This is a genomic window from Mesobacillus foraminis (assembly GCF_004340465.1).
In the GTDB taxonomy this organism is placed as follows: Bacteria; Bacillota; Bacilli; order Bacillales; family Cytobacillaceae; genus Mesobacillus_B; species Mesobacillus_B foraminis.
This window is the reverse complement of record NZ_SLVV01000007.1, coordinates 375,189-395,841: the sequence shown is the minus strand read 5'-3', so window position 1 is coordinate 395,841 and position 20,653 is coordinate 375,189. Positions and strand designations below refer to the sequence as shown.

Sequence of the window (20,653 nt, the reverse complement as noted above, 5' to 3'; positions counted from 1 at the left end):
TAGTAGAAAGACAAGCAAAAACAGAGAAAGGTGAAATTGAGTACGCTCAATTTCACCTTTCTCACTATTTGAGCTAGTTATGGCCCAGCCTCTTTCAGTTTCTCTATAAAAAGTGCTCGGAATGCTTCCGTTTCGAATAGATGCCTTTTACTCTGTTTATGCCTTATATGCTCCACATCTTCCACATCCCCTTGCCATATATGACGAGTGACCACCTTTTGATAATCCCGGCTTTATGTCATTGCGCTAAAAACAGGCACTTGGCGCAAATATTCTTCAGTGGTTGATATTCGCGGTATCCCTCTTTGTTCGTGGTCGAATACCTGAGGACTTCTCCAGCCAGGCAAAGGTTACAGTCATAGTATTCGTCATACATAAATCATGCTTTCGGAAAATTTCTCCTAAGTCCTTAGCCGGACACTTCCGAATATACATTCTTCACCAAGTCATAAATGAAAGAGAAATCAAGGGCTGCTTCCGTCTTGCGGACTAAATATTCCTGAGGAACAAGTTGGTTTAAAGCAATGATTTCTAATTGATCTCGTTGGATAGGATTGTTTTTCGAAAACATCTATATCTCTCAAGTATAATATGTGTTCTTTTAAAATAGACTCGAAATAACTCCACGTTAAGTTTAGAACCCCTGTTGATTGGAGTGGAAGGCGCGCAGACTCCTGCGGGATCAGCTGGACAGCTTTAGGCCCCGCAGGAGCTTGCGACGAGGAGGCTCAGCGCCAGCCCCGCGGAAAGCGAAGCGCCTGGAACGGAAATCAACTGCCCCATTTGTACTCCAACTAAAAAAGAATGTAGACAAGCAGATTTAACTGCTTGTTACAGTTTGTTTCACATTGACTATTAAACCCCTGTTGATTGGAGTGGAAGGCGTGCAGACTCCTGCGGGATCAGCTGGTTAGCTTAGACCCCGCAGGAGCTTGCGACGAGAAGGCTCAATGCCAGCCCAATGGAAAGCGAAGCGCCTGGAACAGAATCAACAGCCCATGTGTACTCCAACTAAAAAAAGAATGTAGACAAACCCGATTTTCATCGAGTTTGCTACATTCTGGAAGGCCCGGTAAATACCGGGCCTTTTTTACTTTGCTCCTGAGTAATCAAAAAAACGGCAAGATGAACATTCCAATGATAACCGAGAGTGCACCTATGCCGATCGCCCAGCTCCCTAGTCCCTTAGCTCCCCTGCTTCTGGCAATAAAGCCTAGTACGATACCAGTGGCACCGAGGATAAATGGCAGGACGAACAGAGAAAGGATGGAGATGGCAATGGCAGATATCCCCATCATACTGCCGCTTGCTTTCTGTGCTCCCTGATCTTGGGCGTTTTGGCCCGATTGGTTGTTCTGATTGCGTTTAAGTGCTTTTGCCGGTACCGGCGCAGCAATTTCCGCAGCGGTTTCCTCACGGTTTTGGGTATTTGTCGCCGAAGAACCCATTTGATTCGTCATCGACGATTGGTCAAAGTCCGTCATGCTTGGCATCGGCACACTTGCACCTGGTGTTACGGATGAAGCATTATTATTTTGTCCGCCTTGCTCGCTGCTATTACTTTTCATCACATCTTGTTGAGGTTCATTAATATACTCGGGTTTATCCTGGTTGCTTTGATCTGCCATCATAATCCCTCGCTTTCGTAATGGAGCATTTATATTGTCTGCAATTTCTACCCTTTTAAAATGACAATGTTTGTCTGCAGTGTCTTAAATTGGTCCGAATCATTGAGGTGTTTAAACTGAAGGAAATAGGATAATTTCTTCTATAGGCTGAGATCTTTTGTTATGATAAAAAAAGTGAATTACGATAGAGACAGAGGAGCTATAGTATGAAAAAACGTTTCGGCATCGATATAGACGGCACAGTTACCTGCCCGACATCCATTCTTCCATTTTTAAACAAGGAATTTAACCTTAATGTTACGCTCGATGATGTGAAAGAGTACGACTTAATGCCGTTAGTAACGGTTTCAGAAGAAGAATTCTCCCAATGGTTTTCCGAAAATGAGCCTGTCATTTACTCACAGTCACCACTTGCAAAAGGAGCTAAAGAGGTATTAAAAGCATGGGAAAAAGAGCATGAGCTTTACTTTATTTCTGCCAGGGGCAGCCATTTGCTCGAAGTCACGTCAAACTGGTTTACGAGCAATGACCTTTTTTACCACCATATCGAATTGATCGGCACGCACGATAAAATTGAAGCAGCAAAGACATTCGGAGTCGATATATTCTTCGAGGACAAGCATGACAACGCGGTCATGATACATGAAGAATGCAGGATCCCTGTCCTATTATTCGATACTCCTTATAATCGCGACCCATTGCCGGAAGGAGTCATCCGCGTTCATGACTGGAACGAAGCAAACAAATGGGTGGAGTCATGGCTAAAGAAATAGCTGTGCAAAATTTGTGTTGACCCCGTTCCAGTGGTAATGCAGCTGTTTTTCGATATCTTGCTTGAAAATTTCCTGCATCTGCACATTCTTATAATTTTTCCAAACATAAAAGTAGCTGTTGCAGGCAGCTACTTTTCAGTATGTCCAGTGTAACTGGCTTCCCGGGGAATTGCTATGGATGGTAACATTTGGAAAGACTGAAAAATTTTTGTGTTTTTTAGCAGAAATGAAAAAAGGAGCCAAAAAGTCGCTTTACGTGACATTTGGACATCCCCTTTTCAATAGCGCAAATTTAATTTTCTTCCTTTATACCCATAACTTTACTCACTCCCGGAAAACCCCAGCTCAATTTAGACATTCCGGGCATTTTCCGTAAATTTCAAATTTATGCCCGGAAACATCATACCCTTTCAGATTTTCACTAAGGGCACTCATCGGGCAGGTCTCTATTTCCTTTGTCTTTCCGCACTCGAGACAAATAAAATGATGATGGTGCATGTCATGTGAACAAGTAAAGCGGAAGTGCTTCTCACCTGACAGCTCAGTCATCTCAAGAATGCCCAAATCTACAAATACCGAGAGATTTCGATAGATGGTATCAAAGCTTAAACCGGGATACTGGCCTTTCATTTTCTCTAGAACATCCCGGGCCGTTAAATACTTTTCACTGTCAGAAAACAATTGAAGCATCTCTTCTCTTTTGCCAGTATGCTTAAAGCCTCGATCTTTTAATAGGCCCATTGCTTCATCTACATTCATGTATTTTCACCCCGTTAAACAGCTCTCAGATTGGAGAGCTTTTTTATCAGGACTGTAACCAATAGAATTAATACGGCAATCATCACAATCGTGCCTCCTGGAGCCAAGTCCAGGTAATAGGATAGGAACAGTCCGCCAATAACAGACGCTTCACCAAAGATAACTGAAAACAAAATCGTTTGTTTAAATCCGCGAGAAAGCCTAATGCTGGCAGCAACAGGCAATGTCATCAATGAGGAGACCAAAAGGATCCCAACCACTCTCATTGATGCTGCGATGACAAGTGCAACCATCACAATAAAGATGAAATGGATCGTTTTGGCTGCAATGCCAGTAGCTTTTGCATATTCCTCGTCAAAGGATAATAAAAATAATTCCTTATACATCAGGAAAATAGTTAGCAACACAAAGATACTTATTGCGATGATCGTCCATAAATCCGCTCTGCTAACAGCACTGACACTTCCGAATAAATAACTGAACAAATCTGTATTAAAACCATCCGCAAGTGATATAAAAATGACACTGAGGCCAATTCCACCCGAAAGGATGATTGGTATCGCAAGCTCCTGATAGTGCTTGTAGACGGTTCTGAGCTTTTCGATAAAGATAGCCCCTCCAACTGAAAAAGCCATACCCATATAGAGCGGGTTCAGGCCGCTGAAAAAGGCGAAGTTTTTTCCCATGAACAAACTTGCTGCGATTCCTGCCAATGCAACATGGCTCAGCGCATCCGCTATAAGCGACAGCCTGCGGACAACAATGAACACACCGAGCAATGGAGCAATTAACCCGATAATAATTCCGGAAAAGAATGCATTTTGGAGGAATTCATACTGCAGGATACCTGAAATCACAGCTGTGCCCCCTCATGCTCATGATGATGATCATGATTTAGAAGATGAACGCCATGGCCGTAAATATCAGACATTCCATTGGTCTTCTCGGTTTCAAACTCATGGGAAGTGCCATGGAAGTGAAGAGCTTTATTTAAGCAAGCTACATTTGTTACTTTATCCGAAATGGCCCCGATATCGTGGGTGACCATTATTAACGTTATTCCATCGCGATTTAGTTTGGACAGCATTTCATAAAAGGAATGGACATTTTCTGCATCGACTCCCACTGTAGGTTCATCAAGGATCAGCAATTCCGGGTCACTGACCAACGCTCTGGCAATGAACACTCTTTGCTGCTGGCCTCCAGAGAGCTCTCCAATATTCCTATCGACGAATTTCTCCATTCCGACAGCTGCGATGGCTTTTTTTATCTTCAATGAATCCTCGTTCTTATGGAACCGAAGCATCCCGATTTTCTTCGTTAACCCGCTTGAAACTACCTCATATACAGTTGCAGGAAAGCCTGAATTAAATGAGTTTGCTTTTTGGGAAACAAATCCAATTTTATGTTGATCTTTAAACTGTTTTATATCTTCGCCAAATAGCCTTATCTCCCCGTTTTGCGGTCTCAGCAGACCCAAAATAAGTTTTAACAGGGTTGATTTCCCAGATCCATTCGGTCCTACGATTCCCAGGAAGGCGCCTTTATGAACAATCAAATTTATATCTTCAAGAACATTTTCCCTTTCATACCGGTAAGATAAATGGTTTATTTCAATAATTGGCCTTATATTTTTCACTTTTACCACCCACAAAAATAAGAATCGTTACGATTTACTTCAAGAAGTATACATCACCGAAGCATAAAAGTAAATAAAAAGAAACTTCGAGGTTCCTTTTAAATTAACTCCTGAATTTTTATGTCACGATTCACGAAGTGGCCTCATACTCTACAAAGAGGAGTGATGAGAATGAAAATTTTTGAAAACATCATTAATCATAAAGTAAGTACTATCACCGGTGAAGAGCTGATGAAGTATGCCTCCCAGTTTCAAATTTCAATCAGCAAGGGGCAGGCAAAAAAAATCGCAGAATACTTAAGAGGTAAAAAGGTCAATATTTTTGAGGACAAGGAGCGTATCGCTCTCATTAAAGAGATTGCCAAAATTGCCGGGCCCGAAACGGCCAAAGAAGTGAATAAGCTCTTTATCCAGTTTACCAAACAATAGCCTAAACGTACTTAGTTTTATTTGCCTTCGATGGTAAAAAGAGCTGCGCCCACCGGGCGGCAGCTCTTTTTCTCTTACATTCTTATGCCTGCAGGATGAAATCAAGCAGGTTTTCCTCGAATTTTTTATTCTTCAGCATTTCAATTTCATGTGCATACGGCGGTTTTTTACTATTTTTATCTTCACCCACGAAAGGTGTTTCAAGGATTTTCGGAATGTTTTCAAGCTGTGGGTGATGGACAATATAACTCAAAGCGTCAAACCCGATATGGCCAAATCCTATATTTTCATGCCGGTCTTTCCTCATGCCGACCGCATTCTTACTATCATTAATATGGAGGACCTTCAGGCGCTCAATTCCGATTACTTTATCAAACTCATTTAGCACCCCGTCAAAGTCTTCAACAATATTATATCCTGCGTCGTGGGTATGGCAGGTGTCAAAGCATACTGATAATTTATCGCTATAAATGACACCATCCATGATCATTGCCAGTTCTTCAAACGATTTCCCGCACTCAGACCCTTTTCCGGCCATTGTTTCCAAAGCAATTTGAAGGTTTTCCTTTCCAGTCAATACTTCATTCAGGCCCTCAACTATTTTCTTTATGCCAATTTCCGTTCCTGCACCGACATGCGCGCCTGGATGCAGGACAATCTGTTTGGCGCCGATTGCTTCGGTTCGCTCAATCTCGCTTCGCAGAAAACGAACGCCCAAATCAAATGTATCTGGATTTGAAGAATTTCCGATGTTGATAATATAAGGAGCATGTACGACAATTTCGTCTATTCCATTCTCCTCCATATGCCTTCTGCCTGCCTCTATGTTTAAATCCTCTATTTTTTTCCTTCTTGTATTTTGTGGAGCACCTGTATAGATCATAAACGTGTTGGCACCATATGAAACTGCTTCTTCACTCGCTGCCAGCAGCATTTTTTTTCCGCTCATGGACACATGCGAACCAATTTTCACCATTACATATCCCCCCATTTACTTTATTTATTTTTATTTTGAAGCCTCTTGGCCCGTTTTTTTATTTTAGCGACATCAGCCTGCATCTTTTTCTTATAGCCAGGTTTTACTTTTTGCGGTTTTCTTACCATTGATTTTGCCTTGGCTTCCACTTCGTCTTCCTGTCTTTGCCGTTTCTTGCGTTTATTGCGTTCACCGATCTCCACCATTTCTCCCTTTTGAAGATCGACATTAGTGAACTGTACACCCATTTTTTCAAGTCTGTTCAGAGCATCCTCGTCGGAGTTCTCATAAATAGTCAAAGCGATGCCTGAATACCCGGCACGAGCTGTTCTTCCAACCCTGTGGATGTAAAAATCCAGGTCTGTCGGAAGCTCGTAATTGATGACATGGCTCACTCCTTCAATATCAATTCCTCTTGCAGCCAGATCGGTTGCAACAAGGTACTGATATTCAAGATCCTTGATTTGCTTCATGACTCTTTTTCGTTCGCGAGGAGTTAAATCTCCATGAATTCTCCCAACCTTGACTCCCTGGGCTATGAGGCCATCCGCCACTTCATCCGCTTTTTTCTTAGTATTAGTAAAGACGATCGCCAAATATGGGTTGTAGGCATCTAAAGCGGAATGGACAAGGCTGACTTTATTTCTGTGACGGGCAGGCATGATATAATGATCAATCTTTTCAGCTGCCGCCTTTTTAGGGTCAACCTGAATATATTTAGGATTTTCCATATACTTCTTCAAGAAAGGTTTCAGTTTCTCGGGAATGGTTGCCGAGAAGACAAGCATTTGCAATTTCTCAGGCATTCTTGAAGCAAACTGGTCTACATCATGAATGAAACCCATATCCAGCATTAAATCCGCCTCATCCACAACCAGGAAAGACGCTTTATGAAGGAATAAAGCCTGTTCTTTCACCAAATCATTAATTCTGCCTGGTGTTCCAATGACAATATGCGGCTGAATCTTTAGTTTTTCGATCGCCCTTAACTTATCGGTTCCCCCAATGAAACAGCGCGCAGTAATTTGTTCATTTTCCGGAGCATGCGCAGCCACCTTTAAAACTTCCTGGTAAATCTGATTGGCAAGTTCCCTTGTCGGAGCAGAAATAACAGCTTGTACCTCATTTAAGGATGGATTAATTTTATTGATGATCGGCAAGAGATAAGCATGCGTTTTCCCGGTGCCTGTTTGTGATTGACCAATTGCACTTTCCCCTCTTCCAATGACAGGGATTAGCTTATCCTGTATTTCAGTAGGCTCAACAAAGCCAAGTTCCTTGACCGCATCGAGAATAAATGGCTTTAAATTATATTTTTCAAATTTGGTTGAATTCATCTGTAAGCTCCTTTTGCTTCTTTTTCTTGGAGTTATGCCTGCCTTCTGATTATAAAGGGTAGTCATCCTGTTATTATAATAAACAATCGTAAAAATCTCCAATTTTGCTAAAAAAACCTTTTATTTCGCTTCGTTGTCATGCTTTGATAGGAATTTTCTAAACCAAATTTATCCCATAGCATATTCTAGACAGAAGAGATAATTGAAAAGGAGGAAAAAGAATGTATCCAGGACCTCGCACACCATATAACGGTTATGGTCCTCGCTATGGCGGTCCGTTTCACCGTCAGATGGGACCGGGACCAGGACGCCAGCTTTTCGGACAAATGAGACCCCCCCAATATCGGATGGGCCCTATGATGGGAATGCGGCCAGCCCAGCCGGCGAGGAAGGGAGGAATTCTCGCCAAATTGCTTGGCAAGGGAACTCAACATGGAGCTGGAAATGGGGCTGGCATGAACGGCTTTGTCCTTGGCCAGCGCAGCGCTTCAAAAGGAGGATTGCTTCAGACCCTTACAAATCCCGGTGCACTTAATGGGTTTTTAAACAACACACAGCAAGTATTAAAAACGGCGCAGTCAGTTGGACCCATGATCCAGCAATATGGCCCCCTTGTAAGGAACCTGCCTGCGATGTGGAAATTGTACAGAGGGTTAAAGGATCTTCCCGATCAAGAGGAAGAAAACGAACCTGAAACTAAACCAGATAAACCATCAGCAAAAAAAGTGAAAACGCCTGAACGCAAAGAAGACATTCCCCCTACAAGTCCTGCGGAAGAGACCGCCAAACTAAAAGTGAAAGATTCACGGCCAAAGTTATTTATTTAAAATTTGACAAACCACCTGCTGGAAATAAAGTCTTTTGTATTCTGTTTTCTAGTTTACTATAATAGAAACATATAGAAACAGAGTATCTCCAGGAGGAAGATTAATGAATGTAATTAAAATTTCACCGCGAGGTTATTGTTATGGTGTTGTTGATGCCATGGTAATAGCCCGTAACGCGGCTCTAGATAAAAGTTTACCCAGGCCTATTTATATTTTAGGCATGATTGTCCATAACAAGCATGTTACCGATGCATTTGCCGAGGAAGGAATCATCACCCTCGATGGCAGCAACCGCAAAGAAATTCTTGAAAAAGTAAATGAAGGGACAGTAATATTTACCGCCCATGGAATTTCACCGGAAGTTAGGGAGATTGCCGCAAGAAAAGGCTTGGTGGCGATTGATGCAACTTGCCCTGACGTAACCAGGACGCATGATCTTATCAGAGAAAAAGTGCAGGAAGGATTCCATGTTATTTATATCGGCAAGAAAGGGCATCCGGAACCCGAAGGCGCCGTTGGTGTTGCACCTGACAAGGTTCATCTGGTTGAGACGCTGGAGGATGTAGAGAGCCTTGCCCTGCCAGCTGATAAGCTGATCGCTACGAACCAGACTACAATGAGTCAATGGGACGTTGCTGATATCATGAGTAAAGTTACAGAAAAATACCCGGAGGTGGAAGTCCATCGCGAAATCTGCATGGCCACCCAGGTACGCCAGGAAGCTGTTGCTGAACAGGCAAAAGCAGCTGATGTGCTGATTGTTGTTGGAGATCCCAAGAGCAATAATTCTAATCGACTGGCACAAGTATCCGAGGAAATTGCCTCCACTAGAGCCTACCGCATTGCTGATATTTCCGAACTGGATCTCGCGTGGCTAAAGGGTGCTGAAACAGTAGCAGTAACGGCAGGAGCCTCAACTCCAACCCCTATAACCAAGGAAGTCATCACCTTCCTTGAGCAATATGATCCAGGGGACCAACATACGTGGACCAGAGAAAAGAAAGTGCCGCTGGCTAAAATTTTGCCTAAAGTTAAAAAGAAAATATAGAATAAAACCCATTCCAGCTCTGGAATGGGTTTTTTTTTAAATAAAGGTAAAAGGATCTGTATGAACTTCCGATGGAAAGTACTTTACATCATAGCTTTTTTCACGGGACATATTTGCCATGATGCGGCTTACTCCAGCCTTCATGACCTTTTCGATATTATGCCCTGGATCAATAATGTTCAACCCCGCCATCATCGCATCATGTGCAGTATGATAATATAGATCGCCCGTCACATATACGTCCGCCCCATGGAATTTTGCCTGCATGAAATATTTATTGCCGTCTCCCCCAAGAACTGCTACTTTTTTTATTTTAGCGTTCAAATCTCCGGTGACCCGCACTGCTTTGACATCCAACACTTTTTTTATGTGTTCAGCAAAGTCCTTCAGGTTCATTTCATCAATCAGGCCGACACGTCCCAGCCCCAGCTCCTCCCCTTTATTTTCCAAAGGGTATAGATCATAGGCAACTTCTTCATAGGGATGTGCCTTAAGCATAGCTTGTATGACTCTCCTTTGTTTACTCTTGGGGAAGATGGTTTCAATTCGGGTTTCTCCGACTTCCTCGAATTTTCCTGGTTCTCCAATATGCGGCGCGGCTTCACCGCCAGGCAGGAAACAACCCTTTCCATTTCCTGAAAAAGAACAGTGGCTGTAGTTTCCAATTGATCCTGCTCCAGCATCCCCAATAGCCTTTCTCACTTTTTCTGCATCTTCATCTGGAACAAAGACCACTAATTTAAACAGTTTGTCTTCATATGTAGGTACCAGAACTTCCGTGTTTCTCAAGCCAAGGGCAGATGCCAAAAGATCATTTACCCCGCCCTTTGCAACATCCAGATTAGTATGGGCCGCATAAACAGCTATATCATGCTTAATCAGCTTGATCATCATTCTCCCTGCAGGAGTTTCCTCTGTAATTTTTTTCAGGGGTCTAAAAATCGGAGGATGATGGGCTATAATCAATCCGGCGTTCTTTTCAATGGCTTCGTCAACGACTTCTTCCAGGACATCAAGGGCAATCATGACATTTTCCACCGGCTTATTTAGCGAGCCAATCTGCAATCCAACTTTATCCCCCTCCATGGCATATGCCATTGGAGAGAATTGTTCAAAGAGCTGAATAATTTCATGTCCGTTTACTTTTTTCATGCTAATGCCTCCTCCGCCATTTTTATTTTGGTGAGGATCTCCTCTTTTTTACTGAGAGTCCCTTCATTTTGCTCCGCGGACTCCAACTGGGTGAGAATCCTTTCCCAGTTTATTTTTTCAAGCTCCCATTTCTCGCGGAATACTTGATTTCTTTCCTTCAAAAGGTAAGGGCCGAATAAGAGCTGCATGTCCTTGTTCCCGCTGTATGGGGCTTCAGGAACGCCATTCACCGCTACAAGTATTTCGTAAATTTTCCCATCCTCTTTCAGGATTTTTTCAGAAACCAATTCCCAGTCATTCTCCAGCAGCCATTTTCGGATCGATGAAGCACCAATGTTAGGCTGAAGGATTAGCTTCTTTACTTGTACCAATTTATCTTTTCCCTTTTCAAGGATGGAAGTAATCAAAGCCCCGCCCATTCCGGCAATTGTAATACAGTTTACTTCGCCGTTCTGGATCACTTCCAGCCCATCCCCTTTCCGGACGTCTATACTGTCTGACAGCCCTTCAAGCCGGACCTGCTTTAACGCTGATTGGTAGGGTCCTTCTGCTACTTCACCGGCAACCGCAAAAGTAACCCCTCCTTTCCTCACGACATGGCAAGGCAGATATGCATGGTCGGAGCCGATATCAGCCAGCCTAGAGCCTGCAGGTATAAATTCTGCAACAGCCGCAAGACGTTTTGAAAGTTTCTCGGTATTCATTCACTCACCCGTTTCCTTCTATTTCCTGGTTTTTAACCAACATTATGTTCGACAATGGATTCCATCTTTTTATTATAAAAAAAGTCCTTTGCCGTTGCAAAGGACCAGATAAAAGAGTTTATTTCATTTCAGACAGCCATTGAGCCACCTTTTCTTCGTTCCCTGATACTAAGCCCCCTGGCATACCTCCTGGCAAACCGTTCACGAGGATTTCCTGGATTTGGTCTTTGGAATATTTACTTCCAACTGTTTTCAGCGCCGGACCAGACACACCCTGCATTTGGTCACCATGGCAGCCAATACAGCTCTGCTGGTAAAGTTCCTCTGGACTGGCATCGGCCACTTCCTCCGTATTTTCGCCTCCGCCTTCTTGTTCCTTCGCCATTTCCTTGGAATCACCAACACCCTTAAATGACAGTAAAAACATTAAGCCGATTCCGAAAACCATGATTAGTACGAATGGAATAATTGGATTCCTGTTCAACATCTATCCCTCCTTATGTAAACTATCATTGCAATTACTAATGCAAACAACTTTATTTTACTTGAAAAACGTTTCAAGTAAAAGCAAAAAAGCAAACTTTGTCACACTTCTTCACATTTTAGACAAAAATGACCCTGCACGAACCTACCACAGCAAACCTTCCTTATTTAAAAAAATCCAACTTATTTTCTGATTTAAGGAAATGAATCAACGCCTGACCATTTACACATATAAGGGACTTTTTACAGCACCTTTTTCACGTACTTGTTATTATGTAACTATAATGGCAGTAAGACTTTTCAAAAACTGCATTTGCAAAGTGCGAGACAATTCAGTAAAATAGATAAAAATAGTGTAAGCGCAACCAAATGGATTTCATTAAAACAAAAAAGGAATAATTCACTTAGAAAGCAAATTATCCCCTTCGTTGTCATTTATTCCAAAAAGTCTTTCAGACGTTTGCTTCGGCTAGGGTGTCTTAGCTTACGCAACGCTTTGGCTTCGATTTGGCGGATACGCTCTCGGGTCACTCCGAATACTTTTCCTACTTCTTCAAGTGTCCTGGTCCTGCCATCGTCCAGTCCAAAACGAAGTCTTAAGACATTCTCTTCGCGGTCTGTCAGAGTATCCAGAACATCTTCCAGCTGTTCTTTCAATAATTCATAGGCTGCGTGTTCAGATGGTGATGTAGCGTCCTGATCCTCAATGAAATCGCCAAGATGGGAGTCGTCTTCTTCACCAATCGGTGTTTCGAGTGAAACTGGTTCCTGGGCAATCTTTAGGATTTCCCTAACCTTCTCTGGAGTCAAGTCCATATCTTCGGCAATTTCTTCAGGAGATGGTTCACGGCCTAAATCCTGCAGTAATTGTCGTTGTACCCGAATCAGCTTGTTGATCGTTTCTACCATATGGACCGGGATTCTAATGGTTCTGGCCTGGTCAGCAATCGCTCTGGTAATGGCCTGGCGAATCCACCAGGTCGCATAGGTACTAAATTTAAAACCTTTGCGGTAGTCGAATTTCTCGACTGCTTTGATCAAACCCATATTCCCTTCCTGAATAAGATCAAGGAACAGCATCCCTCTGCCCACATAGCGTTTGGCAATGCTGACAACCAGACGAAGATTTGCTTCGGCAAGACGCCTTTTGGCTTCTTCGTCGCCTTCTTCTATTCTGGTTGCAAGATTGATCTCTTCTTCGGCAGAAAGAAGATCAACACGCCCGATTTCTTTCAAATACATCCTGACAGGGTCATTAATCTTTACACCAGGAGGGACACTGAGATCATTAAGGTCGAACTCTTCATCGTCTCCTTTTGCAAGCTCCTGAATATTGGGATCATCATCATCATCGCTGTCTCCCACTAGTTCAACACCCTGGTCACCCAGGAATTCATAAAATTCATCCATTTGATGAGAGTCCAGTTCATAACTTGCTAATCTCTCCGCGATATCATCATACGCAAGGACGCCGGTTTTTTTACCCAGCTCCGTTAACTGGTCTTTTGCTTGTTCTAAGGTCACTTCTGGTTCAACCTCTTTAGAACGGGCCGACTTTTCAGCCATTTGTCCCCCTCCTTCCAAAATCACAAAACACATTTCCTGCAAGATCTATAAAGACTTCCGCAGCTGGATAATTTCCATTGCGATAGCGGCTGCACGTAAATAATCGCTTTGCCTTTCTGCTTCCTTTTGTTCTGCCTGTTTATCCTTTATTTTTAACAACTTTTGATAATTCAACACCTGCTTGATATAATCAGTTAATTCCTGGTCGGCAAGTTCGTCGTTAAGGGACATCATTTCGATGTCTGCTACGACCCTTTTTAGCTTATTATCCTCAAGATAATTTAAGAACCGACTTGGATCAGGCTCATAACCTTTTTCATAAAAACCTAATAAATAAGTAATAATTGCTTGGTGTTCATCAATGTTGAAGGTCTTGCCCTGCAGCAGTTCCTGGACCTTATAGGCAATTTCGCTATTTCTGATCATATGTGCAATCAGGCGTCTTTCAGCCTCATGGTAAGCTGGTTTCAGACCTGCCTGCCTCGTGAAAACAAACTGCTTTTTTTCGGGTTCGGGCTGCGGCTGCCTGGCAGGCTGCCCTTTCCCATTATCCTGGCTTTGATTTGCCTGCTGTTTCAGAGCATCCAGTGAAAGGGAAAACTCGTCAGCAAGCTGTCTGAGATAAAGATCCTTTTCAACAGCCTTATCCAGTCTGCTGATTTCTTTCAATACTTCTTCGATATATTGGAGGCGATCTCCTTCATTCTGGAGATTTTTCCCCCTTCGAAAGTACTGGATCTTAAACGACATAAACGTCGAACTTGAACCGATGACCTCATTGCGGAATTTTTCTTCTCCGTATTTCCTGATATAATCATCTGGATCCATTCCGCTGGGCATCATGGCGACTTTTACAGTACAGCCTGCATCATTCAGCAAGACAGCTGCGCGATAGGCGGCTTCAATACCTGCTTTGTCGGAGTCATAACATATCGTTATGTTTTGGACATTTTTTTTTAAGATAGAAACATGCTCGCCTGTTAACGATGTACCCATTGTTGCAACACCGTTTTCTACACCCGACCTGTCCGCTGCAATCACATCGGCAAATCCCTCGAAGAGAATGGCATGCTGATGCTTGCGGATAGAGGACCTTGCTTTGCTGAAGTTATATAAAATTTTACTTTTATTGAAGATTGGCGTTTCCGGACTATTTAAATATTTGGGCTCATCGTCCCCTAGGGCTCTTCCTGAAAACGCAATCGTATTCCCCTGGTGGTCTAAAATCGGGAACATGACTCTATCCCTAAAGCGGTCAAAAAAGGTGCCGTCCCTGTCCCGTTTGATGATCAGTCCTGCTTTTTCCATATGCTCCGCAGAATATCCTTTCTTCTGCAGAAAGCCGGTCACAAATTCCCAGGATGGCAATGCATAGCCAATTTGAAATTTATCAATTGATTCTTTTGAAAATCCTCTTTTCAGAAGGTATTCAAGAGCTGGCTGGCCTTCGTCCGTGTTCACAAGCAAATGATGATAAAACTTTCGGAGCAGTTCATGCGCATCAACCATCTGCCGGTAATTTTCGGGATAGGCCTTCCTTTTTAAAGGAGATGCAGCCTCAACCTCCAATTCAATATTGGTTCGTTCTGCGAGCTTTAATGCGGCCTCCTGGAAAGATAATCCGTCTACCTCCATCAGGAATGAAAACACATTTCCCCCTGCTCCGCAGCCGAAGCAATGATAGATTTGCTTGTCAGGCGAAACAGAAAATGAAGGGGTATTCTCTCCGTGAAAAGGACAGAGACCAAAATAGTTGCGGCCATGCTTTTTTAGCTGAACATAGTCACCAATGACATCGACGATTTCCACCGCTTGTCGGATTTCATTGATTTTTTCTTCGGCAATCCTTTCTGCCATAAGCATTACCCCAATTATGATGCATTTCTGTGTTCCTAATGAAATTTCGACAAAAGCATTGTAAATTCCTTTACAAACTTTTCACGATCTTTTTCATTATAAGATTTTGGACCTTTTCCATATATACCTCGCCTTCTTGCTTTTGCCGACAAATGTCGAAGTTCAAGGGCTGTTTGAATTCCCTGTTCTTCAAATAAAGTTCCCCTGGGCGACAGGACATAAACTCTTTTTGCAAGCAGGGTCGAAGCCAGCCCGATATCCTGGGTAATACAGATATCACCCATTCTTGCATGATTCATGATATACAGGTCGGCTGCCTCTTTATCAGAATCAACATATACCCACCTTTCAGTTGAAGTATCATTGGTCATATGGGCATAAGATGCGACAAAAACGAGGTGAAAAGGAAATGCCGATAAAATTTCGACAATCTCTTGCTTGACTGGACAGGAGTCCGCATCGACAAAAACTGTCAAATGGTCTGATTTATAAGTAGTAATTCTACATCACTCCACATATTCCTTCTTTGGAAAAGGAATTTTTCAAAATCAGGATTTGTCGAATTATTTTATACCCATTATCTTGACATGTAACAATAAATAGTTTATTCGTAATTCATCAAGTCTAAACCTAATCATGGGCATTTTTATCACAATTTTTTATTATAGTATAAGAAAGGCAATTTTGCCATTATTTTATCTTTAAAAATTTTCATCAGATTTCCGGCCCATCAAGAACCCAGTACCAAAAAGAAAAGCACATGCAGGATGTGCTAAAGATTGGCCGTCTTCTTGTGCATAAGGCTCAGAATAGCATTTGCGGTTTCCTCGACCGCTTTGTTCGTTACATCAATAACGGGGCAGCCGATTTTCTGTACGATGGTATCAAAGTATTCAATTTCCTCATTGATTCTCCCTATATTGGCATAGATCGCCTTGTCATTAAGTCCAAGGGAGATGAGGCGTTCCCTCCGGATCTGAATTAATTTTTCAGGGGATATCCGGAGTCCGAAGCACTTGCCATTAGGTACCAGCAGCAATTCCTCCGGAGGATCAACCTCAGGGACGATAGGTACATTTGCAACCTTATGCCTCTTGTGTGCCAGATATTGGGACAAAGGAGTCTTGGAGGTTCTAGAAACCCCGATCAGTACAATATCAGCCTTTAAGATTCCCCGCGGATCCCGTCCGTCATCATATTGGACTGCAAATTCAATTGCCTCGATTTTTTTAAAATAATCCTCATCCAATTTACGGACACGGCCAGGCTCATATAGAGGGGTTTCTCCACAATGCTCCTGTATTAAGCCAATCAGCGGTCCAAGCAAATCATAGGTAGGAACACCTTCTCTTACTGCGGCTTCTTTCATGTAATTATTGATTTCAGGTTTGACAAGCGTGTAAGCAATCATTCCGCCTTCAAGCTTCACGAGGGAGACGACATCATCAACATTGGATGTATCCTCCACAAACGGAAAGCGTTTAATAGTCAGATCGGTATGATTAAATTGGCTAATGGCTGCTTTCGTTACCAGTTCAGCAGTTTCGCCAACCGAATCTGAGACAACATAGATTATCGGCATCTTCTCCATCGTGAATCCAACTCCTAATCTCTTAATCCTATTCCTGATAGGCCAATCCGACAAAAGCCTTGGTAATGCTAGTCTTAGTCAATCTGCCTACAATTTCCTGCCCTTTTTCCGTTTCTTTTACGATAGGCAATGCATCAATCTGTTTTTCAATTAGTTTCTTTGCAGCATCAATTAACAGCTCATCCCGGCTGCATACGGTTATATTCGGCATTCTCGTCATAATAATATTGACAGGAAGGGCTGTCAGCTCTTGTTTCCCTATGCTGGCCCTTAAAAGGTCCTTTCTTGACAGCACTCCTACCAGCAATGAATCTTTGTCTACCACAAATAAGGTTCCGACATCCTCAAGGAACATCGTAACGATCGCATCGTAGACTGAGACATTTTCTGAAATGACAACGGGTATCGATTGATAATCCCTCACATATATTTTTTTCAAGCTCTCGCTCAGGAGCTGGCTGCCGGTCTTTCCAGTAAAAAAGTAGCCAACTCTGGGCCTGGCATCCAGGTACCCCGCCATTGTCAAAATCGCAAGGTCGGGCCTTAATGTTGCCCTTGTTAGATTCAGTTTTTCAGCAATTTGTTCCCCCGTAATAGGGCCATTTTCTTTTACAATGCTGAGAATCCGCTCTTGCCGCTTATTAAGGTCGATTTGAATCACCACCTAACTAACTTAAGAACTAAGCCCAACCTCATTAATAAAATATTATATACTATTTAGCCTTCAGAGGTATTTTTAATTGACTTGATGGTGAAAGAAGAAAAAGTGCCGATCACTCGATACGCAAAACGGCACTTTTTCTCCGGTTATTTCACATTGATATCATTTACTTTTGCCAGCTTTATTACGAGATCTGCAAGACCTGCCATCTGATTTAGCCGGTTTTCACGCACTGCCTGGTCATCTGCCATTACCATGGTATGGTCAAAATAGTCGTTTATTTCCGGGCTTAACGAAACGAGCAGCTCATAAAATTCCTCAGCAGGCAAACCAGCCTCTTCCTTCTTCGCACAATCAAGATACCTGCTGTAAAGCGCCTTTTCCTGTTCATTTTCAAATAATTCGGGCCTGATATCACCTCTTGCCTCATTCTTGCTGGCGATATTCAGAATCCGGCTAAGAGCTTCCATGCTTTCCTTAAACCCTTGCTCATCTTTCTTCTTTTGCAGCACATCCGCTTTTTCAAGAAGTCCAGGTACGTTTCTCAATCCACTTCCAATCACCGCATCGATGATGTCATATCGGATTCCGCGCTCTTGCAGAAGGTGCTTGATCCTCAAGCCGAAGAATTGTAAAAGCTGCTGGTAAACATCTTCACTCGTGTTCTTGATTATTCCTGCTTCCTGGGTAAGATTCAATGAAAGGCCAATCAATGTTTCGAGGGGAAGATCCCATTGCTTGTTAATTAGGGTTTGTACAATTCCGGTTGCCTGCCTCCTAAGGGCATATGGATCCTGTGACCCGCTGGGAATCACACCAATGGCAAAGAAAGACACAATTGTATCCATCTTTTCTGCTATAGCCAAAACCGCTCCGGCATCGCTTTCAGCTGTTCCATCTTCTGCGTTTCTAGGCATGTAATGCTCATTAATGGCTTTAGCTACTGAAGGCGATTCCCCTTTTTGCAGTGCATACTTTTCCCCCATAATGCCCTGCAGTTCCGGAAATTCGTATACCATCTGGGTTACAAGGTCAAATTTGCTTATTTCGGCTGCACGGTCAGCAGCCTGCTTTGCATCGGCGGTGAGGGCCAGCCTATCACTAACAAGGTTTGCCAATTTCCTGACACGGGCAGCTTTATCAGAAACCGTGCCAATCTCTTCATGGTATACGACTGTTTTGAGCTTATTTAACGCCGTTTCAATTCGGAGCTTTTGATCCTCCTTATAGAAAAATGCGGCATCCGCCAGCCTTGCGCGCAAGACCTTTTCATTTCCCCTCGCTACCTTTTCAATATGGAGCTGGTCTCCGTTCCGGACTGTCACAAAGTATGGAAGCAAATCACCCTCTTTTGATTTAACAGGAAAATAGCGCTGGTGCTCCTTCATGGATGTGATAAGAACTTCTTCAGGAATGTTCAAAAATTCATCCTCAAATTTCCCAAATAATGCGGTAGGGTATTCTACTAAATTATTGACTTCATCGAGCAGTTCTTCATCAACCGGGATTACCCAGCTGTTTTCCTTTTCAATTTCCCCTAATTGGGAGACAATTGCTCTTTTACGTTTTTCAGAATCTGCGACCACATACTGGCCAAGCATTTCTTCTTCATAATTGGAAGGTGCGCTTATCTCCAGCTCTCCTCCTAAAAAACGGTGGCCCTTTGTCTGTTTTCCAGTTGAAACCCCAGTAATTGAAAAAGGGATAATGTCCTTGCCAAACATCGCGACAATCCACTTGATTGGACGGATATAACGCAGCTCCTCATCCGCCCAGCGCATATTTTTCGGAAAGCTAAGGCCCATTATAATATTTTTCAGTTCTGGCAGCAGTTCTGCAGTGTTTTTGCCTTCAATGAACTTTTTCACATGGGCATATTCAACGCCATTGATCTCCTTGAAGTAAATGTCGTCCACTTTCATGCCCTGTCCCCGTGAAAAACCGGCGGCTGCTTTTGACCATTCCCCGGTATCTGTCAGCGCGATTTTCTTTGCAGGCCCCTTGGCCTCTTCATGAATATCTTCCTGCCGCTCCGCCAGATTGGAAATAAATAAAGCAAGACGGCGCGGAGTAGAGAATACCTGGATGTTTTGAAACATAATTTTGTTGCTGGAAAGCCAGGCCTCAACTTTATCTGAAAGCTGCCTGATGGAATCGTTTATAAACCGGGCCGGCATTTCTTCAAGCCCAATTTCGAGAAGCAAATCACGTTTACTCATTGTCATGATTCTCCTTTCGTGAAAGGATTGGGAATCCTAGTTTTTCTCTTTCTTCATAGAACGTTTTGGCGACTTTTCTAGCCAGATTGCGGCAGCGTCCAATGTATCCCGTCCTTTCTGTGACGGATATCGCACCTCTTGCATCAAGTATGTTAAAGACATGTGAACACTTTAAGACATAGTCATATGCCGGGTGGACCAGGCCCTCATCCATTTGCCTGTGGGCTTCCTTTTCATAGATTGAAAATAGATTGAAGAGCATGTCGGGATCCGAGGTTTCAAAAGTATATTTTGAATGCTCGAATTCTGGCTGTCCGAAAATGTCCCTGACCGTAAAGCCATTTGTCCATTCTAGCTCAAACACATTTTCTTTATCTTGAATGTAGGACGCAAGGCGCTCAATTCCGTATGTAATTTCCACTGAAACAGGTTTGCACTCCAGTCCGCCAACCTGCTGGAAATAGGTAAATTGAGTGATCTCCATTCCATCAAGCCAGACCTCCCAGCCTAAACCGGCACAGCCAAGGGATGGGTTCTCCCAGTTATCTTCTACAAACCTGATATCATGTTCAAGCGGGTTGATTCCCAGCGCCTTCAAAGAATCCAGGTACAATTCCTGAATATTGTCTGGTGAAGGCTTCATAATCACCTGGAACTGATGGTGCTGATAGAGCCTGTTTGGGTTTTCTCCATACCGACCGTCTGCAGGACGCCGTGAAGGCTCGACATAGGCAACATTCCAGGGTTCTGGCCCTATTGCCCTAAGGAAGGTATAAGGGCTCATCGTTCCCGCTCCCTTTTCAACATCGTAAGCCTGCATCAAAATGCAGCCCTGCTCGGACCAATGTTTTTGCAATGTTAAAATCATATTTTGGATATTCATCATTTTGCACCTCCAAATTTTTTCGGCTGCAGGACCAGGAAACGAGGACATATAAAAAACTCCCGTCCCTATGCCTGAAAGCATAGGGACGAGAGTTACCCGCGGTTCCACCCTAATTGCT

The 20,653-nt window shown here is 43.1% G+C and carries 21 protein-coding genes and 1 other annotated feature (1 of these 22 running past the window's edge); of the genes, 4 read left to right on the top strand and 17 right to left on the bottom strand.

Annotated features, from left to right (window positions below):
- Window positions 1–409: 409 nt before the first annotated feature.
- Together EV146_RS27070 and EV146_RS27600 are read right to left on the bottom strand one after the other, a co-directional pair.
- Entirely contained in the window at window positions 410–571 is a 162-nt protein-coding gene (locus tag EV146_RS27070; protein ID WP_158287105.1) for a hypothetical protein, read from the bottom strand.
- A gap of 538 nt (window positions 572–1,109) precedes the next feature.
- Entirely contained in the window at window positions 1,110–1,631 is a 522-nt protein-coding gene (locus EV146_RS27600; protein ID WP_181215885.1) for a DUF308 domain-containing protein, read from the bottom strand.
- 203 nt (window positions 1,632–1,834) lie between these two features.
- Between EV146_RS27600 and EV146_RS15120 the strand changes: the two genes are divergently transcribed.
- Window positions 1,835–2,401: a hypothetical protein gene (locus EV146_RS15120; RefSeq protein ID WP_132007657.1), complete on the top strand. Its 567-nt coding sequence runs from the start codon at window positions 1,835–1,837 to the stop codon at window positions 2,399–2,401.
- A 345-nt stretch (window positions 2,402–2,746) separates the two neighbouring features.
- Here EV146_RS15120 and EV146_RS15115 read toward each other — a convergent pair whose 3' ends face one another.
- Genes EV146_RS15115 through EV146_RS15105 form a run of 3 tightly spaced genes read right to left on the bottom strand, consistent with a single transcriptional unit; the run spans window position 2,747 to window position 4,799 of the window.
- Window positions 2,747–3,160 carry a Fur family transcriptional regulator gene (locus EV146_RS15115; protein ID WP_121611759.1) on the bottom strand — a complete coding sequence of 138 codons (414 nt, stop codon included), beginning with the start codon at window positions 3,158–3,160 and terminating at the stop codon, window positions 2,747–2,749.
- A 14-nt stretch (window positions 3,161–3,174) separates the two neighbouring features.
- Window positions 3,175–4,017, bottom strand: a complete 843-nt coding sequence (locus tag EV146_RS15110; RefSeq protein WP_132007654.1) for a metal ABC transporter permease — start codon at window positions 4,015–4,017, stop codon at window positions 3,175–3,177.
- Complete coding sequence (locus tag EV146_RS15105; RefSeq protein ID WP_132007651.1) at window positions 4,014–4,799, bottom strand: metal ABC transporter ATP-binding protein; 786 nt, start codon at window positions 4,797–4,799, stop codon at window positions 4,014–4,016. The genes EV146_RS15110 and EV146_RS15105 overlap by 4 nt, the downstream gene beginning before the upstream one ends.
- Window positions 4,800–4,970: 171 nt before the next feature.
- On the opposite strand from EV146_RS15105, the gene EV146_RS15100 reads away from it, so the two are divergent.
- Window positions 4,971–5,228 carry a DUF2624 domain-containing protein gene (locus EV146_RS15100; RefSeq protein WP_121611753.1) on the top strand — a complete coding sequence of 86 codons (258 nt, stop codon included), beginning with the start codon at window positions 4,971–4,973 and terminating at the stop codon, window positions 5,226–5,228.
- Window positions 5,229–5,310: 82 nt separating this feature from the next.
- Here EV146_RS15100 and EV146_RS15095 read toward each other — a convergent pair whose 3' ends face one another.
- Together EV146_RS15095 and EV146_RS15090 are read right to left on the bottom strand one after the other, a co-directional pair.
- Window positions 5,311–6,204: a deoxyribonuclease IV gene (locus EV146_RS15095; protein ID WP_132007648.1), complete on the bottom strand. Its 894-nt coding sequence runs from the start codon at window positions 6,202–6,204 to the stop codon at window positions 5,311–5,313.
- Between the two features lie 20 nt (window positions 6,205–6,224).
- A complete protein-coding gene (locus EV146_RS15090) occupies window positions 6,225–7,541 on the bottom strand; it encodes a DEAD/DEAH box helicase (RefSeq protein ID WP_121611749.1) in 1,317 nt (438 codons plus the stop codon).
- A gap of 221 nt (window positions 7,542–7,762) precedes the next feature.
- Between EV146_RS15090 and vrrA the strand changes: the two genes are divergently transcribed.
- Together vrrA and EV146_RS15080 are read left to right on the top strand one after the other, a co-directional pair.
- Window positions 7,763–8,368, top strand: a complete 606-nt coding sequence (gene vrrA / locus EV146_RS15085; RefSeq protein WP_132007645.1) for a VrrA/YqfQ family protein — start codon at window positions 7,763–7,765, stop codon at window positions 8,366–8,368.
- Between the two features lie 103 nt (window positions 8,369–8,471).
- On the top strand, window positions 8,472–9,416 hold the full coding sequence (locus tag EV146_RS15080) for a 4-hydroxy-3-methylbut-2-enyl diphosphate reductase (RefSeq protein ID WP_132007642.1): 945 nt from the start codon (window positions 8,472–8,474) through the stop codon (window positions 9,414–9,416).
- 36 nt (window positions 9,417–9,452) lie between these two features.
- Here the strand turns inward: EV146_RS15080 and EV146_RS15075 are convergent, their stop codons facing one another.
- From EV146_RS15075 to glyQ, 10 genes are all read right to left on the bottom strand, one after another.
- Window positions 9,453–10,568, bottom strand: coding sequence for a Nif3-like dinuclear metal center hexameric protein (locus tag EV146_RS15075; protein ID WP_132007639.1), 1,116 nt, complete (start codon window positions 10,566–10,568; stop codon window positions 9,453–9,455).
- Window positions 10,565–11,272, bottom strand: a complete 708-nt coding sequence (locus EV146_RS15070) for a tRNA (adenine(22)-N(1))-methyltransferase (RefSeq protein ID WP_121611741.1) — start codon at window positions 11,270–11,272, stop codon at window positions 10,565–10,567. The genes EV146_RS15075 and EV146_RS15070 overlap by 4 nt, the downstream gene beginning before the upstream one ends.
- Window positions 11,273–11,390: 118 nt before the next feature.
- Window positions 11,391–11,759 carry a cytochrome c550 gene (gene cccA, locus EV146_RS15065; protein WP_373566067.1) on the bottom strand — a complete coding sequence of 123 codons (369 nt, stop codon included), beginning with the start codon at window positions 11,757–11,759 and terminating at the stop codon, window positions 11,391–11,393.
- Window positions 11,760–12,190: 431 nt separating this feature from the next.
- The gene (gene rpoD, locus EV146_RS15060; RefSeq protein WP_121611739.1) at window positions 12,191–13,321 is read right to left on the bottom strand and encodes an RNA polymerase sigma factor RpoD; all 1,131 of its coding nucleotides are present in this window, start codon (window positions 13,319–13,321) and stop codon (window positions 12,191–12,193) included.
- Between the two features lie 45 nt (window positions 13,322–13,366).
- Window positions 13,367–15,178 carry a DNA primase gene (dnaG, locus tag EV146_RS15055; protein WP_132007636.1) on the bottom strand — a complete coding sequence of 604 codons (1,812 nt, stop codon included), beginning with the start codon at window positions 15,176–15,178 and terminating at the stop codon, window positions 13,367–13,369.
- A gap of 35 nt (window positions 15,179–15,213) precedes the next feature.
- The gene (locus EV146_RS15050; RefSeq protein WP_181215884.1) at window positions 15,214–15,654 is read right to left on the bottom strand and encodes a YaiI/YqxD family protein; all 441 of its coding nucleotides are present in this window, start codon (window positions 15,652–15,654) and stop codon (window positions 15,214–15,216) included.
- A 296-nt stretch (window positions 15,655–15,950) separates the two neighbouring features.
- Window positions 15,951–16,769 (bottom strand): pyruvate, water dikinase regulatory protein, encoded by an 819-nt coding sequence (locus tag EV146_RS15045; RefSeq protein ID WP_132007633.1) that lies wholly within the window; start codon window positions 16,767–16,769, stop codon window positions 15,951–15,953.
- 28 nt (window positions 16,770–16,797) lie between these two features.
- Window positions 16,798–17,433, bottom strand: a complete 636-nt coding sequence (gene ccpN, locus EV146_RS15040; RefSeq protein WP_121611731.1) for a transcriptional regulator CcpN — start codon at window positions 17,431–17,433, stop codon at window positions 16,798–16,800.
- A 143-nt stretch (window positions 17,434–17,576) separates the two neighbouring features.
- Window positions 17,577–19,649 (bottom strand): glycine--tRNA ligase subunit beta, encoded by a 2,073-nt coding sequence (glyS, locus tag EV146_RS15035; protein WP_132007630.1) that lies wholly within the window; start codon window positions 19,647–19,649, stop codon window positions 17,577–17,579.
- Window positions 19,642–20,532, bottom strand: a complete 891-nt coding sequence (gene glyQ, locus EV146_RS15030; protein ID WP_121613944.1) for a glycine--tRNA ligase subunit alpha — start codon at window positions 20,530–20,532, stop codon at window positions 19,642–19,644. Before glyQ ends, glyS begins: the two co-directional genes overlap by 8 nt.
- Before the next feature lie 81 nt (window positions 20,533–20,613).
- Window positions 20,614–20,653 (bottom strand) — a binding site (T-box leader); it runs 134 nt beyond the window's last position.

What these genes read in the sequence shown, in the direction of transcription:
- EV146_RS27070 (WP_158287105.1), bottom strand. Translation starts at nt 571, where the DNA reads ATGTTTTCGAAAAACAATCCTATCCAACGAGATCAATTAGAAATCATT.
- EV146_RS27600 (WP_181215885.1), bottom strand. Translation starts at nt 1,631, where the DNA reads ATGATGGCAGATCAAAGCAACCAGGATAAACCCGAGTATATTAATGAA.
- EV146_RS15120 (WP_132007657.1), top strand. Translation starts at nt 1,835, where the DNA reads ATGAAAAAACGTTTCGGCATCGATATAGACGGCACAGTTACCTGCCCG.
- EV146_RS15115 (WP_121611759.1), bottom strand. Translation starts at nt 3,160, where the DNA reads ATGAATGTAGATGAAGCAATGGGCCTATTAAAAGATCGAGGCTTTAAG.
- EV146_RS15100 (WP_121611753.1), top strand. Translation starts at nt 4,971, where the DNA reads ATGAAAATTTTTGAAAACATCATTAATCATAAAGTAAGTACTATCACC.
- EV146_RS15095 (WP_132007648.1), bottom strand. Translation starts at nt 6,204, where the DNA reads ATGGTGAAAATTGGTTCGCATGTGTCCATGAGCGGAAAAAAAATGCTG.
- EV146_RS15090 (WP_121611749.1), bottom strand. Translation starts at nt 7,541, where the DNA reads ATGAATTCAACCAAATTTGAAAAATATAATTTAAAGCCATTTATTCTC.
- vrrA (WP_132007645.1), top strand. Translation starts at nt 7,763, where the DNA reads ATGTATCCAGGACCTCGCACACCATATAACGGTTATGGTCCTCGCTAT.
- EV146_RS15080 (WP_132007642.1), top strand. Translation starts at nt 8,472, where the DNA reads ATGAATGTAATTAAAATTTCACCGCGAGGTTATTGTTATGGTGTTGTT.
- EV146_RS15075 (WP_132007639.1), bottom strand. Translation starts at nt 10,568, where the DNA reads ATGAAAAAAGTAAACGGACATGAAATTATTCAGCTCTTTGAACAATTC.
- EV146_RS15070 (WP_121611741.1), bottom strand. Translation starts at nt 11,272, where the DNA reads ATGAATACCGAGAAACTTTCAAAACGTCTTGCGGCTGTTGCAGAATTT.
- cccA (WP_373566067.1), bottom strand. Translation starts at nt 11,759, where the DNA reads ATGTTGAACAGGAATCCAATTATTCCATTCGTACTAATCATGGTTTTC.
- rpoD (WP_121611739.1), bottom strand. Translation starts at nt 13,321, where the DNA reads ATGGCTGAAAAGTCGGCCCGTTCTAAAGAGGTTGAACCAGAAGTGACC.
- dnaG (WP_132007636.1), bottom strand. Translation starts at nt 15,178, where the DNA reads ATGGCAGAAAGGATTGCCGAAGAAAAAATCAATGAAATCCGACAAGCG.
- EV146_RS15045 (WP_132007633.1), bottom strand. Translation starts at nt 16,769, where the DNA reads ATGGAGAAGATGCCGATAATCTATGTTGTCTCAGATTCGGTTGGCGAA.
- glyS (WP_132007630.1), bottom strand. Translation starts at nt 19,649, where the DNA reads ATGAGTAAACGTGATTTGCTTCTCGAAATTGGGCTTGAAGAAATGCCG.
- glyQ (WP_121613944.1), bottom strand. Translation starts at nt 20,532, where the DNA reads ATGAATATCCAAAATATGATTTTAACATTGCAAAAACATTGGTCCGAG.